The sequence below is a fragment of the Alteromonas gracilis genome (genome assembly GCF_043642145.1).
In the GTDB taxonomy this organism is placed as follows: domain Bacteria; phylum Pseudomonadota; class Gammaproteobacteria; order Enterobacterales; family Alteromonadaceae; genus Alteromonas; species Alteromonas gracilis_B.
Map to the genome: position 1 here is coordinate 525,773 of NZ_JBHZRZ010000001.1, position 18,425 is coordinate 544,197.

An 18,425-nucleotide genomic window follows, 5' to 3' on the forward strand; every position below is an offset into this window, starting at 1 on the left:
CATTAAGATTTAGGCAGATTTTCTTAATGACTTTGCTATCTTGAATACTTGCTTAACATCGCGATTAAAGAAAATCATTAGAGTCAAAATGTAAGTAATTACACCTAAACAAACAAGTACGGCAAGCCGAAAAATCGGTTCTAAGTCGTTAACAGCAAACTGTTTTGCTATGAAAATACTGACAATCATTACCATGCTTGAAACTATTGCAGGCAAGTTCACTTTTAACATCTTAATTAATGATATATCGAAGTGTTTCGAGGTAATTGAAAAAGATACTGGCAAGAGAAGGTAAGTTGTTATGGTGAGACTTGTTAACATTACCTCTACTCCAAACCAAACCGTCACTGCTGAAATTGCTAGTGTTCTGACAAACCCAACAACCTTAAGTTTTAATGCTGAAGCTGTGTAGCCACCAGAAATTAACAGATTAGGAAGATACCAAGCCATAATGGCTCCACTGATAGCTGCGGTAGAAATGGTGAGGTAAATGGCACTTGCAGAGTATTTTTCTCCGAATGCAACAGTAATAAACTCTTCACTTACAGCCCCTAAACCAAAGTAGCAGGGGGTTACAACTAATGACGAAAAGTAAACTATGTCATAAAGTCTATTTACCCTGTTATCTAGGTTAACTCTCGATAGAGACGGTACAATCATCCGATTTACTGAGGTAATGGTAAGCTGCCCCAAAATGTCATAGCCCTTCTTTGAAACAGAGATGAATGCAAATTTATCAGAGCCTAACACAGCCCCAACAAGTAAATTACTCCCTTTACTTTGGAAAAAATTTAATAAAGCTATTCCAAAAAGTGGCAAGCAAAAGTCTTTAATTTCTTTAACATGTAGTGAATTAATACCTAGCTTGACCGGTAGCTTTGATCTCCACATGAAAATTAGAAGTGTTACACCATGCTGCAGTATTTTGGAAATTACTATTGACCAGATCCCGAATGAGTTGAGCACTAAGATAATTGTTAAAAGGCCAAAAAATATAGAGGTGAGTGTTCTAACTGCAGTAATTTCCTTGTTCAAAAAATCTCTTTCTAATTTCGCAGAATAAACTGACTGAAGTGCCATGAATAAAGGCAACAATGAAAGAGATAAAATGACCAAGGATGCTTCCCTAGAATAGTACAGATAGGAAAGAGTTCCGCCTGCACCAGCCAGAATGGAAGAGACTATAAAAGCTAGAAGAAATATAAAAGTAAATACGCTCCTAAAGTAAGGCTGTTCCCATTTATCACGTTGTATTAAGTTTTGGTTGACTCCAACAGTAGTTAGCATGTTTGCAAACTCTACGACTAACAAACTAAAAGCAAGTAAAGCAAACTCTTCAACCGAAAGCTCTCGGGCTAAAATAGCATAGACGATGAATTCAACTATGCTGACAATAAGGGTTCTAGAAACATTCCACAAAGTTCCAGTAATTGTATTTCTTTGTATGCTCACAATGGCCTTCTTAATTATTAGACAAAATCTCTTGCCATCTTTTCGAAAGGCAACGTCTTGAATAATGCTTTGATGCTTCGTTTTTAACTAACTCTTTGTTTACATAATTTTTTTCAAATTCGTCGAACTGGTTCTCGTTGTCAGAAATCAAATGGACAAATTTGTGCTCATTTTGCTTCTGAGTTGAGAAAGCTGATTTTGAAGAGATAATATTGCACCCAAAGCTTACTGCGTGATAGAAAGTACCAGAAGAAATCATTGTATTGTCAAGATGGCTAATAACCACAAAATTAGCCTTACTTAATTCTTGGTTTAGCTCTTCATCTGTCAGGTATTTATTCACCCAGACCACCTTTAACTTACGCTTCTCTATGATATGCAAAATCTCCTTTTCATAACTCTGGCAATTACACTTCCCGAATATGCTCAACTTCTTTCCAGGGGGCCAAATAGAGAGAATATTATGAATTCCTTTGTATTTTTTAACAGCTCCAAAAATTAAGTACTCAAACTCCGAGCCAGCTAATTCTATTTCTTGTTTTTGAAGAGTATCGTCCGGTAGATAAAGAGGGTGAAACAAACCACCGCCAGCATATTTCTCTAGTGATAATTCGCGATAATTTAGACGTCGAAGTGTCGCTGTGATTAACTTGTAATAGCGAAACGTTCCAGTAGCGTTGTGAGGTTTAAAGTTATGCTTTATCCAAATTTTACGAGAGCAAAATAGAGCACCAAAAATTGCAATAAAGAGACATTTTATAGTAGTCGTGAACCTTACCCTAGGACTAAAGTTGCTCCCATAAGGGCGATCTTCAAGCCAATTCACGACTATCGGTCGTTTTTTACCTAATGAGCAAACAGCATTCTTTAAGTTTAATGGAATTACTTGATAGCCAGCATCTAAGAGCGCACTTTTATTAATCTCAACATATTCATTCAAATGAGTATATGGAACAAAAAAAACTTTCTTCACTGACAACTCCGTTTTTTATTTCACTTCGGTAAAATGCCGCTCTATTGTTAACTACAACAAAGTCTTCTATATGGACATAGGTCTATTGGTTAATTTTCTTCTCAGTGCATTAGAAAAAAAACTCACAGTGGTTCTAAAACCAGTCAAACGAATCGCCATCACTATCCAAAAAAGCTTATTTCTTTTAAACTTTAAAGAAATAAGAATCTGGTCACATACTCTCTTTTTAAACCAATAATCACCAAGAAAATTTTTGTGTTTTTTTGCAGATGCAAGCCGAGGAAGGATATCTTCAGGAGATAAATATCGAAGCTTTGCACCTATACCGTCAGCGTTTTGAAAACGATACAAAAATAGTCCTTTCGGAATATTTCTAAAATCGAACCCACTAAGAAACAGCCTTACAAACATATCCCAATCTTGCCCATTAGGAAGCGCTTCATCAAAGAGTAAGTGTTTTATCACCTCTCGTTTGCAGCTAAAACCTGACATTCCGCAGTAAGTATTTCCTCGTAACAAAGACGCTTGCGTAACTCTTGTGTCACTGTTAACCGCTATTACACTTTCTTTGCCTAATTGTTTGAAGCCTGTTACTACAGCATCTGCTCCTTCGTCATATTGCTTAATGATTTCATTGAGGTATTCAGGCAACCAAATGTCATCATCGTCCAAGAAAGCAATCACTGACCCAGAACTCTCTTTTATCCCAATATTTCTTGCCTTATTGGCACCACTTTTATTTTCTAGCCGAATGAGTCGAGCGTTAACTTTTTCTATGGCCTCAATAGCTTCCCTATAGGAGACTTCTGAGCAGTCATCAATAATTAAAATTTCTTTTGGCTGAAGTTTCTGTGAAGCTATGCCATTTAGTGCTTCTGATAAAAAAGCAGGTCTATTACATGTGGTAATTACAACTGAAATGTCCAACTAGATTCCTTTCTGACTGCATGGAGCTTGTACTCTAAACGGGCCGCTAAGTTATCAAATTTTTGGCGTGCCCCAAAGTGGTTTCAGAAATACTTTCCCAGTTGTATTTTTGTAGAAACTTTTCTCTATCAAGACTTAAATTCAAGTTAGAGAAGTTCGACAATTTCTCCGCTAGTTGGCTAACGTTTCCAACACCAAAATAACAATCGCTAGGCGCTTCAATATCGACATTGGGGGCAATATCACTAAGTAAAACTGCACAACCAGCACTGATTGCCTCAAGAGCTACGATTGGGAGACCTTCGTGATATGACGGTAAAACAAAAATCGATGCATGCTGATACAACGCTTTTAATTCGTTTCCCGATCGCCTTCCTGCAAAGGCAATATTTGATCCTGATGATTTCCTTAAATTCTTAGAATACTCATCTTGATGGTCAGCATCGCCAACAATACAGAGCTTGGCAGACGTACTAGATTGCTTGAAAGCTTCAACCAAGTCATGAAACCCCTTCTCTGGAACTAATCTCCCTACAGCTAACACATAGTTTTGTGACTCAATATCCAAATCTTTCGGCAAATAACTACTGCTAAGTTTTCCGGTTAGCGTTGGTAACATTCCATTAGGCACAAAACTAATTTTTTCTGCATGCTTTGGGTATGTAACTTTCAGCGCTTCACTTAAACTTCGCCCAACAACCAGAACTTTATTGCCAAACACAATTCCCATCTTCTCGCCAAACTTCAGCACTTTTTTAGCGAAAGGGCTCCACTTCTGTCTGTCGTAATCTGCGCCATGGTGAGTAACCATAACGCTCATACCAAGCAAACGAGCTAACGGCGTAAACAGTGCAGGGCCAATAGCGTGTAAATGAACAATATCAGGCTTTACGAACAACCTTGCATAAATGATGGCAATGAAAGTATGAAGAAAGGTCTCTAAGAGTTTGTGCCTTAGCGCCCAAACACTAATCACCTCGACACCTTCAAAGTTGGATTGTTTTTCATCTACATAGGGCGAGCGAGCGAGAACAGTTACTTCAACGCCTTGTTTCACCATCTTAGGATAAAGCTGTTGGCAATGGGACTCTATCCCTCCCATGACATCTGGGATACCTCTTAAACCAATTGCGCAAATCTTCATAAAACTAATCCGTAGTAGTTAACAGTGCTAAATGAGTTCTAAAACTGTACCTGGGTTTTGCCGGGGCCGTATTTCCCAAAGATACCCCTATCAAAATTGCAAAAAATATTAGCCCTTCTATGTTCCATAACGGCATGGTTGCTAAGTTCATTGTTAAAAAGCCAATTAAAGATAATGGAAGGATTTTTGATAAACGCTTGTCTTTTACGCCTGCGGTAATAATTAACGAATATGTGCAAAGAAACAAAAATGTAAGCAAGCCTATGTAACCATATTCGTAAAAGTATGAAACGTATGTATTGTGTGCGTAATGTTTGAAAACACCTTTCCACGATTCAGGCCCAAACCCAATTATTTGTCTCAGTAAATCTGAATTAGTGAGCGCATCGATATATTGGCTCCACAAATAAACCCTTGAGGACATAATGTCTTTCTCTGCTTCACTGAAATAAGCGGGAGCCTTGAATATCAGATCTAAATTCGACGCTAACGTACCAACGTCGGCAAACCTCTCTCTCAAAGTGAAAGAAATAGCAATGAAAACAAAAATGAGTAACATGGAAACCACTACTAAAACTGGCGCTTTTTGTGAAGGCTTTAAACGCTGCTCAACCAGTGAGTAATAGAAGACTGCGGCAATGGGTAAGATTGTAAGAACTGCCGTTCGATAATTAACTAAAATAAGCAGAAATACAGCAACAGTGAATAGCGTTGTTCGAAACTTAAAAGCATTTCTTTCTGTTAGCCCAAGCACAAAGATAAAACTTACAATAATCATAGAAAAAGCGGCCTCATGGTTATATCCACCGATATAACTTGCTGAGCCATCGTTTTCTGTGGCTTTCACTTCACCTAGCAAGATGGACAACACTTGCATTGCAACAGGCATAAAAAAGCACACTAACAACTTTTTGAATGTGGCACTGTGACCTTGCGCTCTAACCGATAAGAAAATTGCCCCAGTTAACACAAGGAAGTAACACCATTTAACTAAAACATTAATGGTGCCGGGAATTTTCATATTCACAAAACCACTGATTGCGATAGCTAAAAATAAAAAGTAGAACGGTAACAACTTCCTTAATGTAAAAACCGCAAAAGGCAGAAAGAAAAGCCCTAAGCCCGCTACGGATATACTTGAGAGTGCATTTATAGAAAAGCCCGCAACAAGAGATGGGTATGTAATAGTATGAAACGCAGACAAAAAGAACCGCAACCAAATTGCACATATGGCAAATGCTAGATACTTGTTGCAGTTACCTTTTATGGTTCGATAAACCAACACAAAGCTGATTAGGCCAACAACAACTTTTAACCCTTCAAACATGCTTATTTACAAACCTTATCTATTATTGCAGCTACTTTTTCTTGGAAGGCATGGTAAGAGAACTGCTGAGCGCAACTCCCACTCTTGGCTGCATACGAGGTGCGTAGGGCTTCACTTTCAAACAGCTTTAATGCGTCGCACACACCTTGAACGTTATTCATTTCGCATAGAATACCGTTTTTTTCTTGGCTTACACCAGAAACCTGATAAGGATATTTTTCTGCTAAAATTTCCGCAGGCCCAGACTCACAATTAGTGGCGATGACGGATTTTTCCAAACACATTGCCTCTACGATGGCATTTGGGAAACCTTCAGCATTCGATGTGCTAATAAAATACTCTGCACCGTTTACATAAGGATATGGATTAGATTTAAACCCCAAGAAGTGCACTCTTGTAGACACCCCCTGTTCATCGGCTAAAGTTTTAAGACTCGATTCTTCATCGCCTACACCAAGAATAACAAGGTCTTCCGATACATTTGCCTTGGCATATGCTTTTATAAGTAGAGAAAAGTTCTTGTTTTTTACTAACCGCCCTACCCCAATAACATAAGGTTTTCTGGGAAGATCTGTAACGTTTTCAGACGCCAACAACTTCAAGTTCTCAATATCATAGGGATTATAAAGCACTGACACTTTGTTTTCTGGCACTGCATAGTTTTCGATGAGATCAGCTTTTACCCCTTCCGATACCGCAACTACTCGTTCAGCTTTGTTGTAAAGCAACCGAACAAGCAAACGACTTACTGTGTCTTTTATTCCACCTGAAAGATGGCTGGTTGTGTTTACTCGTTCGCTGATAATTGATTTAAAACCAAGCTTTTTGGACAGAGCGACATTAAGAAAATTGCTACGTGTTAAAAAGCTGAACGCATACTCAGGGTTCAACTTTTCTAAAACGCTCTTCAGTTGTTTATAGCCTTCAATCAAACTTCCTTGTGAACGCAAAACCTTTTTATTTACGTATTCGGGACATTGATGAGACTCGGGTAAATCGTCAAGCAGCACAAGATGGACAGGAATTTTACGCTCACTAAAATAGGGCTCCATTATGGTTAAAAGCTTAACCATTACCCTTTCTGCGCCACCGCCTTCAAGTGAGTTTATAATAAACACCGCTGGACGCGTTGAGTACTTCATTAAAGTTCCTTTTCGTTGTAAAACAACAACAGTTTATTGTAATAATATCAGGTGCAGCTAATATTCGTAACACTCGAGTTACAGGTTATCCCATTCGTAGAGCGTGCATTTGTACTACTTAATATTTATAGATAGCATGATGCCGACTAACACTTATCACAAAATGTGAAACACGAATTATGCCAATAATGTAAGCGTCTTCGTGGAAACTGATTCTATTTAGTAAAAACCTTTCAAGTTTTCACCAAGTTTGCCATCATTAACCTATCCACAGGTGAGACAGCGTACACGGTTGTAGTGAAACATTTTTTACACTTGCCTTAATCTATTGCACAAAGTACCAACGGTTTGCACCAAAAAGAACGCTACGGCACGCGAACAAACAATCCAGTACACTCACGCAGTTTTATTACTGCTGCTCGTGCTGCTTCTTTTTCGGCGGTATGTTTATTGGCGATGGCCTCTGGCATCGCACAGCAAAAGACCGTTTTCACAGAACAGGTTTATCAGCGAATTTCACTTGTTTACGGTCAAAACGCATCTGAAGATGTTGCTGATTGGCGACAATTGATCGATGAATTACAACAAGACGCTATTGATGAAAAGCTGTACGCTGTAAATCGCTTTTTTAACCGTTTCGATTTTGTTGATGACCTAGTTCATTGGAACGAAAAAGATTATTGGGCTACGCCTATAGAATTTATTGCTACAGGGGCCGGAGACTGCGAAGACTACACCATCGCAAAATACTTCTCACTTATCGAACTTGGAATTCCTGAAGATAAGCTAAGGCTCATGTATGTAACCGCTTTAGAGTTGCGTCAGCCTCATATGGTGCTTGCATATTACGAAACACCAGCATCAATACCATTAGTTTTAGATAACATTAATCGACGCATATTACCGGCCAACAAGCGTAGAGACTTATCGCCCATTTACAGCTTCAATGGTAATGGACTGTGGGCAGCTAAAGCGATGGGAACTGGGCGAAAGCTAAGAGGCAGTGGCCCAATGAAAATGTGGGATGACATGGTAGAACGACTAGACCGCGTAATGTACGGAGATAAAGAAAAATAATGAAACTATCTACCCAATTAAGTACAAGTTTGGCTATATTTTTGGTGCTGGTGTTCGTCGGCTCTTTCATAATAAATGTAAAACTCACTCGAGAGTATGTGAATGAGCAGCTCGCTACCCATGCACAAGACACCGCAACATCTCTGGGGCTATCTATTACGCCTTACCTTGGGAGTGCGGATGGAATGATTGTTGCCGAGACTATGGTAAACGCCATCTTCGATAGAGGTTTCTATCAATATATTACCGTCACTGACATGGATGGGACCCTACTTATTGAGCGCAGTAATCCAGTTTCTCAGGATTCAGTACCTTCATGGTTTACTAACATCGTAGAGGTCAACCCTCCAGTTCAACGCACAGAACTTAATGATGGATGGTCACTGGCGGGAGAATTGACGGTTCAAAGTCATCCTGGCCTCGCTAACGAAACGCTCTATGAAAGCGTGAAACAAAGCGCGTTCATGTTCTTTGCAGCTTTTGTTGTTGCGTACATTGCGCTTCTTTTCATTATTAGCACCATTACAAAACCACTCAGAGTTGTAGTAGAGAAAATAAATGACATTCAAAACCAGAAGTTTTCTCAGATAAATTACAAGCCATTTACGCAGGAACTCACCTTTATTACTCAAGCCGTAAATAAGCTGTCCTCATCGGTAGAAGGGATGTTTAAGGAACTTACGCAAAAAGCTGAGCATTTTAAAGTACAAGCTTATGAAGACAGCCTAACTGGCGTGCAAAATCGAGGTGCTTTCACTCGGCATATGAATGCGTTATTAAGCTCCACCGCCCATGCTGAAGAAGGCTATTTGATTATTATTCGCCTAGCCCACCTCAACGCCATCAATACATCGCTAGGAGCACAAGAAGGCGATAATTATGTTGTTACTATCGCTAACCGCCTCAAGCGGTTTGTTAAGAAATCTGAAGAGAATTCGTATTTGTTTAGACTATCTGGTGCCGATTTCGCGTTGGTGACTGAAGCCGTTTCAAAAAGAGAGTGTGCAAACCGCATAGCATCGCTAAGTGAATCGTTGATTCACTTCAATCCACTAAAAGACGGCGATAGAACCGTGTGGATAGGAGCAGCACATTTTAATGATCAGCAGTCCTTTTCTGAAATAATGGAAAATGCAGATAGTGCATTAATGGCGGCAACAAAGCAGGCTAAAGGTTGGCAGTTTGCATCAGAATTAGCGCATATCCACAGCAATACTGCTTGGAAAGCGCGTTTAAACAACATACTTAAACAACAATACGCCGACATCCTTATTCAGCCAGTCATGAACATCGAGAAGAATACGCCCTCTTATTTTGAAGCATTTGCGCGCTTTAAGGACAAAGAAAGTGGTAGCGTAATTCCAATGTCTCAACTTATACCAGCCTCAGAGCGATTAAACCTTAATCCAGAAGTTGATAAACTCGTTGTAAGCCTAGTATTAAAAAAGCTGGAACAAACTAAATGCGATGTGGCCATTAATATAGCCAACGCCTCACTGGCCAGCCAAGAATTTCAACAATGGCTGACCTCAACGCTGAACCAAAATATAGCGCTATGCACTAAATTAGTGTTCGAATTCGAAGATTCGGCGCTTATTCACCACAAAGAAAATGCGATAGCACTTTGCAAAGTATTGAAAGAATTGGGTTGTCGTATAACTATTGAGCATTTTGGAGATAATCTTGCATCGCTTGCAGGGTTGAGGGCTATACAACCTCATTTTGTGAAAATTTCTGGTAAACTCACCAAAGATATTCACGTTGATAAAGATAATCAGCTATTCGTTAGTAGTTTGCTGAGCATTGCTCGTAGCTTAACTATCAATATTATTGCCGAACTGGTTGAGAATGAAGCTGAGTCTGAAGCATTAACTCAGTTAGATGTTGAATTTCAGCAAGGTTACTATTTTGCTAAACCAACGCTTTGGCAAGATTAATTTGAAAAAATAGGTATAACAAATACAAGACCTAACTCGTTTATTTGTTGTACAATATAGTGATGTAGAGCTAGCAAGGCGCTAGCCCGACGTTTTTATTAAAGGATAAGCTATGCGTAGCAACGTTATTTTATCTGTGCTCTTTTTTGTTTTTTGTTCTCTTTCAACGCTGTCTTTTGCACAAGAAGCAAGCGCTCCTGGCTCGCAAGTCAGAAGTCTATTAGTTTCTGAGATAGAAAGCGGTGTAGATCTTCAAGATGCTGTGACAGATGTGAGTCAAACTGTTCTCAACGAATCGCTGTTTTTTACCGAGCCTGGATTGGCCTATTTAACGCAAAATCAAGCGGTTTATCAATCGCTAGTAGCGCTTTTAAACGACAATGCGACAGGGTTTGAGCTAGCAATTGCCGGCTTCTCAGTGCTTCCAGAGCAGCCTAGCGAAGTGGTTACAATTTCAATTCTGATGTTTCCGGAAAGCGCCAATGAAATTTACGACATCGCGCTTCAAATGCAGATGTTGAATGAAGACGACGCGTTGCTAGCAGTCATTAACGCAGGTGTTGATCCCAGCACGTTAACGGCTACCGCAGCAGGTGGTGCAGGTAATACTTTCTCGCCTCTTGGCGTTGGGACTGGTGCAGCTGGTGCTGGCGGTGGCGATACAACTATTTCAGCCAACTAAATAGCAAACGCTTTTTATATTTTATTCATGTTGTAGTTGTTTATGCTTAGCTTCCAGAAAACCGAAAAGTTTCTTTTCGGTTTTCTTTTATTTACCCTATTTTGGCTTCCATTGCCGCTTGGTGCAAACCGCCCTTGGGCGTGGGCGCTAATGCAAATGTCGCTGTTTTTTATTGGCGCCGCATTGGTCCTTACACAGTCTTCTCTGCTCTCCCAACTTTACAATAAGTATAAGCCCTTCGTTATAATTTGGCTTGCGTTCCTAACGTGGCAGCTTGTTAACATTGTTCCACTGCCCTATTGGGTGGTAGAAACATTACGACCTGAACGTGTCTTGTATTTATTAAATAAAGAGGTTGGCAACCCACAAAGTACTGCATCTCAATGGCTTTCACTGAGTTTTGATGTCGGACAGAGCGATGTAGCGTTTTTTAAGTCTCTTGCCTATTGTTTCTTATTTTTCATTGCACTTACTCTGATTAACACGGGAGAGCGTTTGAGACACACGCTTATTGTGATAAGTGCTGCGGGCGTATTTCAAGCTGTTTACGGGGCACTAGAAGTAATGTCCGGCTTGAGTTACAGCCTGGTGTTTAAGCAACCCGTTTCTCATATAGCAACAGGCAGCTTTATTTACAAAAACCATTATGCCAATTTTTTGCTGCTTTGTTTAAGCGCGGCTATTGGCTATCTGATAGCTAGTTTGCATGTTGATACAAACACAAGTAAACGAGAAAAACTTCGCCGCTTAATAGGTTTTTGGCTTAGCAACAAAGTACTCTTTCGTATAGGCATTATTATCATGGTCATTGCATTGGTAATGTCTCGCTCAAGAATGGGTAACAGCGCATTTTTTATAGCGATGACGGTCACAGCTACGCTTGGCTTGATTTACTTTAAACCTCGCCAGAAAAGCTACGTTTTCTTGTTTGTTAGCATGCTTGTACTTGATATTTTGATTGTAAGCAGTCTTTTTGGTTTAAAACAAGTTCAAGATCGCCTAGAACAAACAAGCTTTGCGCAAGAAAGTAGAGATGAAGTAATAACCGATGCACTGCCCCTGCTTGGCCAGTTCGGAGTGATTGGTGCGGGCGGTGGCACTTTTTATACGATCTACCCCCATGTACAAAGTGAGAGTATTCAACACTTTTACGATCATGCTCATAACGAATACCTACAATTTAGTATTGAATTTGGTTTAGTGGGTGCGGCGCTTCTTGCCAGTTTGATTATACTTTGCAGTAAAAATGCGTTAAGTGCCATACGCAATCGGCGTCACCCTCTTCCTCGGGGCACTGCTTTTGCAAGCATTATGGCGATTATTGGTATGGCGCTACACAGTAGCGTAGATTTCCCTCTGCAAGCGCCTGCGAACACCGCTATTTTTATTGTTCTGTTAGCATTAGGCACATTAAGCAGAGACATTTCAATGGGTAGAAAAAGGCGTAAGTAGTACAAGTGCTTTACCCTCTCTTAAATTTCAACTTATGAGCCCTAAAAAGGAAGCCGTGTGGTTTTAAAAGTGAAACACCCTGTTAGAGAAGAGCCTAACGTTCAACATATGTTAGAACGTATGCCAAAGTCAGTCGCAGATTCCTTCAATGATGAGCAATTATCACATTTAAACACAGCATTAGCGGGAAGACGCTGGGGCAATCACAAAGTTGATGTGAGAGGGACAGTCAGCTTTTTAAGAAGCCGTTACTATTTCGTATTATTAGCAGGCAAAGATAAACGGGATTTATCGCGTACTGAACGTCGCATAGGCAGAATTGCAATGGCAGTAACCGTTGCCACGTTTTTCAGTGTTTCACTGTTATTCGGCCTAGTGCTGCTTTACATTTTAAAAAGCTGGTTAGGTATTAACTTATTTGAAGGGTTTTCTCTAGGTTTGTGGGATTGGTTAAAAGGAAAAGGATAGCAACTAGATAAATTAGCGCTAGTCGTAACTCACACAATTTGGGATACGCTTACGGACTGGATAGCTCGATGCCTTTAACCACCGGCAAACCGTCGCATTTGCGTTTTGTTTTTGTATGGTATTTAAGACGAAGTCTCTACTGAGCGGGTTTTGAATCCCTAAATCAAGATGTCGCTTAAGCCTGCTTTGAATTTTTACATAATGTACAGACCGGGCAGAAAACATCGCTAACCCGTATTCAGCAACAAATTTATGCACAATAGCATCTTGCGGCCCAACGTTTATGGCTCTATTTAAATACGTATAAAATGTTTCGTCCAATTCATTCAGCTTCCATTTGATAGAAGCTAACCCAATCCAACTCCCGCTCCAATTAGGCCTTAGCGCTAAACTCTTTTCGTAGCTAGCCGCTGCATGCGATAATTTGCGCGACTCGTTTTCTTTAATGGTTTGCATGCTTTCAACCGTAGCCGACTCGCTTTCGGAGTATGCCTTCCATTCGTAAAGCTGCCCTTGTATCTGATAATAAAGCGCATTTTTGGGGAAGTAGTTTAATGCTGTTGCAATTTTATCTAAGGCCCTATCAATGCTTTCAATAGACGCAAGCTCTGGCTTTTTTTGCCACAGACTAATGCTGTTTTTGACATTGTAATAAGCATTTCCAGCTATAAATAGCTGAGCACTCCACACCACGCACCACAGCGCCAACCCTCCAACTAGCAACCTAAGCGCGACACTTAACTTAACACTTGTCGCAATCTTGCTCCGTAACGCTCTAAAGTCCATTGCCATATTATTCTGGTTGCCTTGGTGCCGTTTGAACTATAGCGCTTGGTGTTTCAATGAAAACATTCTTTGCATATGTTGGGTTGAAATGAGCAACAACATCAAACGCCTCTTTCATGTCATTAGGGCGCCTAACTAGGTCATGTGTGTCAGAGGCTACAACATGAAACGCCTTCTTCTGCATAAGGCTAACAGCAAAATGTTCAACATTGTCACCGAAGCGTCCTGTCAAAGCGCCTGCAGTAACTTGAAAAAGGCAGCCCTGGCGTTGAAGCCATGTAAACTTATGAGGTTCAGCTAAGAGCTCTCTATTGCGTTCTGGGTGCGCAATTAGCGGCTGAATGTTGTTTCGCAACAACCATTTAATCAAAACATCTAAACCTTGCGGAATATGACTGTGAGGCATTTCTAACAGCAGCACTTGCTTATTGTTGTGCTTTCCTAAAAATAGAAGCTCGCCCTGCTTAAACCATACGGGAATAAGCTCATTCACTCTAACCTCTGCAGCGTAGGAAAGCGTGAGCGGAATTGAAGCATTAGTCACTGCTTCAACAAATTTGTCAAATACAGGTTTAATGGAACTAGGAGAGTTGTCGAAGTAACCTTTATGGATATGGGGAGTGCAAACCATATGACTAATTCCGCAGTCTACGGCTTGCTGAGCCATTTCTAAGGCAATGTCTAAAGACCTGGCACCGTCGTCGATACCAGGTAATATATGGCTATGTAAATCTATCAATAAATACTGTTAGCTGCCTTTATGACTTGTATAACCGTATTGGTCATAAAAACCAGCATACCTTTGTGCTGCACCAGATTTTCGTAAGTCTACTTGATTTAGTACTACCCCATCAAGACGATGGCCGACCTGGAGGAACCGAGAAAGGCCATTATTGATTAACTTTTCACTGGTGCTGTCTGCACGAACCACATAAATAACTGAATCACATGAGTTGGCAATTACCATGGAGTCACTTACTGCCTGCGTTGGCGCGGTATCAACAACAACATATTTATATTGGGTTTTAAGCTGGGCAATAAGCTCTCCAAAGCCTTTATCAGCCAACAGTTCTTGTGGATTAGATGGGATGGTCCCTGCGGAGAGAATATCAATGTTTGACTCTTCATCTCGCACCAAGCACTCATCAAACGTGTGTGACTTTAGGATAAGATTAGCAACACCTGGCTGGTAGTTCGGTATTCCAAACTGTTTACCCACGCTCGGACGACGCAAATCGGCATCAATCAAAATCGTTTTATCTAGTTGGCCCAACGCAAACGCTAGGTTAATAGAAACCGTAGTTTTACCTTCTTTTGGCACGCTAGAGGTAACCATTATCGCTTGCTGCTCTTTATCGAGGTTCAATAAAGATAAACTTGTACGAAGCGTTCGTACCGATTCGGCAAACTGATGCTTTTTACCATCGAAGTAAGAACGGATTGGCAAATCAGTCTTTTTCTTGTGTGCAAGCCATGGAATAAGGCCAAGCATACGCTGACCTAGTTTACGTTCAACATCTTCAACCGACCGTATTCCGCTATTTAGCGTCTCCATTGCTATTGCTAGAAAAACACCAAACCCAATACTAAATACAAAGGCTGCGCCAATCAGAAGCTTTGTGTTTGGCTCAGAAGGAACATATTTAGGTAACGCCGCGTCCAGAACTCGCGCGTTTGCCGATTCAAAACCACCTAGTTCATCGGTTTCCTTCAGGCGGGTAAAAAACGAGTTGTAAAGCTGCTGGTTAATGTCAACTTCGCGCTGCAGTGCCCTGCGCTGATTGTCAAGTGCAGACAAAGAACGGAATTCGGCTTTTGCTTGGGCAACTTCTTGTTCTAATTGAGCAACTCGTTCTTCAGACACTTCATATTGGGTCGTAATACTGGTGATCAGATCCCTAATCTGGCTGTTTAAGGTTTCCCTAATTGAAGTAAGTTCCGCATTCGCCGCAATCATTCTTGGGTGCTTTGGGCCGTAAACCTTGCTCAGTTCGCTCACACGCGTCATTGCTTTCGCCTCGTCTCGGCGTACGTCCCTGATAGTCGGATGATTTAGCACTTCTGGTAAACGAGCAATATCGTCAAGTGAAACGTCATTTCGCGTTTGCCTATAAATAACAGCGTTAAGCTTAAGCGCAGTTTGCGCATCGAGTAATTGCTTACTCAACTGTTCGAGTTCATCGGCGGCAAGCCCTACAACACCATCAATATTCACTACTTGGTTTTGTTCATAGAACTTAGCAAGATTTCGCTCTGCAACTATAAGCTTTTGCTTAAGGCCCTCAAGGCTATCGGTTAAGAACGAGGTGGCTTTGGCGGTCATATCAAGCTTAGCTTGAAGGTAGTTTTCAATGTAAACATCGGCTACAGCGTTGGCTAACTCTGCTGAAAGCGAGGGAGATTCTGTTGTAATGGTAATTCTCATCACTTGGGTGTTATCAACCATCTCAACGGTGAGGGCTTTCATTAAAAGTGATGTTGCTTTGCGCTTTTTAGCCGCCAATATTTGCTCGTCAGTCAGTTCCTTTGGCTCTTCTTGAGGTAGAAACGGCAACGCTTCAATAATTTGTGCTTTCAACTCATCTAATAAGCCTGGGCCTTCATCGAAAGGCATAAACTCTTCGTTATTATAAAGCGACAAGCTTTCAACGGTGCGCTCAGCAATTTGACGCGACTGCAGAATTTCAAACTGAGTTTGCATATAGTCTTTACGCTTTGTGTCCAGACCATACACTTCTTCAATAGAAACAACGTTCGCTTTTTCGGCTTCAACGAGAATCGTTGTGGTAGAGGTATACATTGGCGTCATACGCATCACCAGCAACGCAACCAAAATTGTAAAAGCAATTGCTAGTGAAACAATACGAAATGCGTAACGCTTGATAATTCCCAAATAATGAGCAATGTCGATGGTTTCGTTGTCAAACACACCAGCATTAAACTCTTCCCTGCCATTTACTGCCATTTTAATTCCTGCACGCTACGTAATTTAGAAGAAACGCTGATTGATTGTAATGATATCACCAGGTTGGATCATATCGCTGACGGTCACAGTGAACTCGTTTGTCCTGCCGTTTTTTTCACGAATTATGGTAATTTTGTCGCGCGCTGCACGCTCGGTGTATCCTCCCGCAAGCGCTGCGGCTTTGTTTACCGACAATCCTGGCTGATAGGGATAACCGCCAGGCCTTTTTACTTCACCATCAATAAAGAAGGGTCTGTATTCAATTATTGCAACGGAAACCGAAGGGTTTACTAGGTAGTCACCCAGCAAACCATCGTAAATTTTCTTTTCAACTTCGTCAGCTGTTAGCCCTACAAGTTTTACCTCACCGAGAAAAGGATAATTAATTGTTCCTACATCAGGTAAACGAACTTCCATAGAAAGATCGTCCTGACCGAAAACACTTATGCTAATTCTATCACCTGAACCTAGTTGGTATTGGCTCATGCTTAAGTTGCCCTGCTGTGCAACCGCAGCATGACTAACCGTTAAAAAAAACAAAATGACTAAACTAATAAATGGGTGTTGCTTCACAACGTAACCTCTGCGGATATTCCAACAACATTTCGATCGTATCCAATCAACTCTCGATTACTGTCACGATCGGCTAATTGGTAGAATAGAGAAAACGATAGATATCTACGGGCCTGATAATTCAATGAAGCCATGTAGTTCATAAATTCATCATCTCTATTTTCAATGTCTTCTCCGGTTAAAATGTATTCATCAGTTGCTCGTGACACTCTTACAGACGAAGTTAAACGGTTGAGCCATTCATGGTTCCAAGACACATCAAAGCCCCTGTGCCTGATGAAGTTACCTTCACCGTTTGTTTCTCTAGTATCTGCACTCGTTGAGAAACGAAATGATGTGTATGAAAGCGGTTGCCAATCAATACCTACTTCCCAATCAGTACCATAGAAGGTACTACGTTCAGCTGCCTCAAAATCTTTTTCCTTGTAACCTACTTTTGCAAAACCCGTGGTCGCTGCTGTAGATTCCCACCTAAGACCTAAAAGAATTCGTGTTTCATCACTGTCGCGAGTAACAATGCCTATTTGGTTGTCATACCTTACATACGTTTGAGAAACATCAAGAAGCGCAGTGGTGGCCGGGCCGATACGATAACCAAATTCAGCCCCAACTAGGTTTTTGACCCTATCACGTATCAAATACACTTGCTCAGATCTGTCATAATCGAGAGTTTCTCGATTTGCTTTGAACGTTAACATACCGTCAGAGGTAACGGCACCATATGAATATTCGCCGCCAATTGATGTGCTTATATATCGGTCAGGCGTATCTATGGCAGTACCAAGCCCCAATGAAAAACCTGTACCGCGTTCTTCGTGTCCATCTTCAAATTGGGCAATAGCGTTTAACCTATGACGACTATTTAACTCATATTCACCGGAAGCTTCTACAAAGTGGTCGGTATAGTCATCAGCGCTACTTGAAAAGAACACGCCTCTTTCTAGACGATAGCCTACTTGGAATGGGTTTCCATCTACTTGTGTAACTGCAATCACCTCAGGTGAAAAGATTGCACGCCAACTGAAAATCTCGGGGTCTTCACCACGGGCGTAAGCAACGTTATCGACATACGCCATCGAGGACGTAAATGACGGGATTAAATCAAATTTCCCTGCCTGAATTCGACCAGCCTCTTGGGCACATAGAGTCGGTGTGGCGCAAATCACCGACATTGCTACGATGCTTTTGGTCCTTTTTAACATGTTATTTCCTTCCTACGATGGCTTTGGTGTATTAAAACAGTGCATTTTTTAAAGTGCGTTTTTTTAATGACCCATTAGAAAACGCTGTAATCAGCGATGCAGCCAACAATGAGTGTAATTCTTACAATGTACTGCGGCTATTGCCTGCATAGTTCTTGAACAGTCTTCACGGAGCAATAGGCGTGCCGTTTTTTCTTCTCTTTATTTGTAAAATAAGTTACCCCCACTCCCCGGAACCCGGGGTTGTGAGCGATAATGTCAGCCTTGCCAGTGAGATAGCCCTATTTGTCAAACTATACATAGGTATTGTTTCACCTA

At 40.9% G+C, this 18,425-nt stretch carries 16 protein-coding genes; 5 read left to right on the plus strand and 11 right to left on the minus strand.

The window, feature by feature from the left end; all coding sequences use genetic code 11:
- Positions 1–9: 9 nt before the first annotated feature.
- From ACHUFN_RS02230 to ACHUFN_RS02255, 6 genes are all read right to left on the minus strand, one after another.
- A complete protein-coding gene (locus ACHUFN_RS02230; protein ID WP_394220688.1) occupies positions 10–1,452 on the minus strand; it encodes an oligosaccharide flippase family protein in 1,443 nt (480 codons plus the stop codon).
- Between the two features lie 10 nt (positions 1,453–1,462).
- Entirely contained in the window at positions 1,463–2,425 is a 963-nt protein-coding gene (locus ACHUFN_RS02235; RefSeq protein WP_394220689.1) for a glycosyltransferase family protein, read from the minus strand.
- A gap of 66 nt (positions 2,426–2,491) precedes the next feature.
- The gene (locus tag ACHUFN_RS02240; RefSeq protein ID WP_394220690.1) at positions 2,492–3,352 is read right to left on the minus strand and encodes a glycosyltransferase family 2 protein; all 861 of its coding nucleotides are present in this window, start codon (positions 3,350–3,352) and stop codon (positions 2,492–2,494) included.
- A gap of 46 nt (positions 3,353–3,398) precedes the next feature.
- On the minus strand, positions 3,399–4,496 hold the full coding sequence (locus tag ACHUFN_RS02245; protein ID WP_394220691.1) for a glycosyltransferase family 4 protein: 1,098 nt from the start codon (positions 4,494–4,496) through the stop codon (positions 3,399–3,401).
- Positions 4,497–4,500: 4 nt separating this feature from the next.
- The gene (locus tag ACHUFN_RS02250) at positions 4,501–5,823 is read right to left on the minus strand and encodes an O-antigen ligase family protein (protein ID WP_394220692.1); all 1,323 of its coding nucleotides are present in this window, start codon (positions 5,821–5,823) and stop codon (positions 4,501–4,503) included.
- A 2-nt stretch (positions 5,824–5,825) separates the two neighbouring features.
- Complete coding sequence (locus tag ACHUFN_RS02255) at positions 5,826–6,965, minus strand: glycosyltransferase (protein WP_394220693.1); 1,140 nt, start codon at positions 6,963–6,965, stop codon at positions 5,826–5,828.
- A 348-nt stretch (positions 6,966–7,313) separates the two neighbouring features.
- Between ACHUFN_RS02255 and ACHUFN_RS02260 the strand changes: the two genes are divergently transcribed.
- The 5 genes from ACHUFN_RS02260 (at position 7,314) to ACHUFN_RS02280 (ending at position 12,581) form a co-directional block, all read left to right on the plus strand.
- Positions 7,314–8,042, plus strand: a complete 729-nt coding sequence (locus ACHUFN_RS02260; RefSeq protein ID WP_394220694.1) for a transglutaminase-like cysteine peptidase — start codon at positions 7,314–7,316, stop codon at positions 8,040–8,042.
- On the plus strand, positions 8,042–9,979 hold the full coding sequence (locus tag ACHUFN_RS02265; protein ID WP_394220695.1) for a bifunctional diguanylate cyclase/phosphodiesterase: 1,938 nt from the start codon (positions 8,042–8,044) through the stop codon (positions 9,977–9,979). The genes ACHUFN_RS02260 and ACHUFN_RS02265 overlap by 1 nt, the downstream gene beginning before the upstream one ends.
- A 112-nt stretch (positions 9,980–10,091) precedes the next feature.
- On the plus strand, positions 10,092–10,661 hold the full coding sequence (locus tag ACHUFN_RS02270; protein ID WP_394220696.1) for a hypothetical protein: 570 nt from the start codon (positions 10,092–10,094) through the stop codon (positions 10,659–10,661).
- A gap of 42 nt (positions 10,662–10,703) precedes the next feature.
- Positions 10,704–12,113, plus strand: a complete 1,410-nt coding sequence (locus ACHUFN_RS02275; RefSeq protein ID WP_394220697.1) for an O-antigen ligase family protein — start codon at positions 10,704–10,706, stop codon at positions 12,111–12,113.
- Between the two features lie 57 nt (positions 12,114–12,170).
- Positions 12,171–12,581: a 3-phosphoshikimate 1-carboxyvinyltransferase gene (locus tag ACHUFN_RS02280; protein WP_394220698.1), complete on the plus strand. Its 411-nt coding sequence runs from the start codon at positions 12,171–12,173 to the stop codon at positions 12,579–12,581.
- A gap of 18 nt (positions 12,582–12,599) precedes the next feature.
- On the opposite strand, the gene ACHUFN_RS02285 is transcribed toward ACHUFN_RS02280, so the two are convergent.
- The 5 genes from ACHUFN_RS02285 to ACHUFN_RS02305 form a co-directional block, all read right to left on the minus strand.
- Positions 12,600–13,373, minus strand: a complete 774-nt coding sequence (locus ACHUFN_RS02285) for a VpsP family polysaccharide biosynthesis protein (protein WP_394220699.1) — start codon at positions 13,371–13,373, stop codon at positions 12,600–12,602.
- 1 nt (position 13,374) lies between these two features.
- On the minus strand, positions 13,375–14,106 hold the full coding sequence (locus tag ACHUFN_RS02290) for a tyrosine-protein phosphatase (protein WP_394220700.1): 732 nt from the start codon (positions 14,104–14,106) through the stop codon (positions 13,375–13,377).
- Positions 14,107–14,115: 9 nt separating this feature from the next.
- Positions 14,116–16,332 carry a GumC family protein gene (locus ACHUFN_RS02295; protein ID WP_394220701.1) on the minus strand — a complete coding sequence of 739 codons (2,217 nt, stop codon included), beginning with the start codon at positions 16,330–16,332 and terminating at the stop codon, positions 14,116–14,118.
- Between the two features lie 24 nt (positions 16,333–16,356).
- On the minus strand, positions 16,357–16,818 hold the full coding sequence (locus tag ACHUFN_RS02300; RefSeq protein ID WP_394221033.1) for a polysaccharide biosynthesis/export family protein: 462 nt from the start codon (positions 16,816–16,818) through the stop codon (positions 16,357–16,359).
- An 83-nt stretch (positions 16,819–16,901) separates the two neighbouring features.
- Positions 16,902–18,107, minus strand: coding sequence for an outer membrane beta-barrel protein (locus tag ACHUFN_RS02305; RefSeq protein WP_394220702.1), 1,206 nt, complete (start codon positions 18,105–18,107; stop codon positions 16,902–16,904).
- Positions 18,108–18,425: the final 318 nt, after the last annotated feature.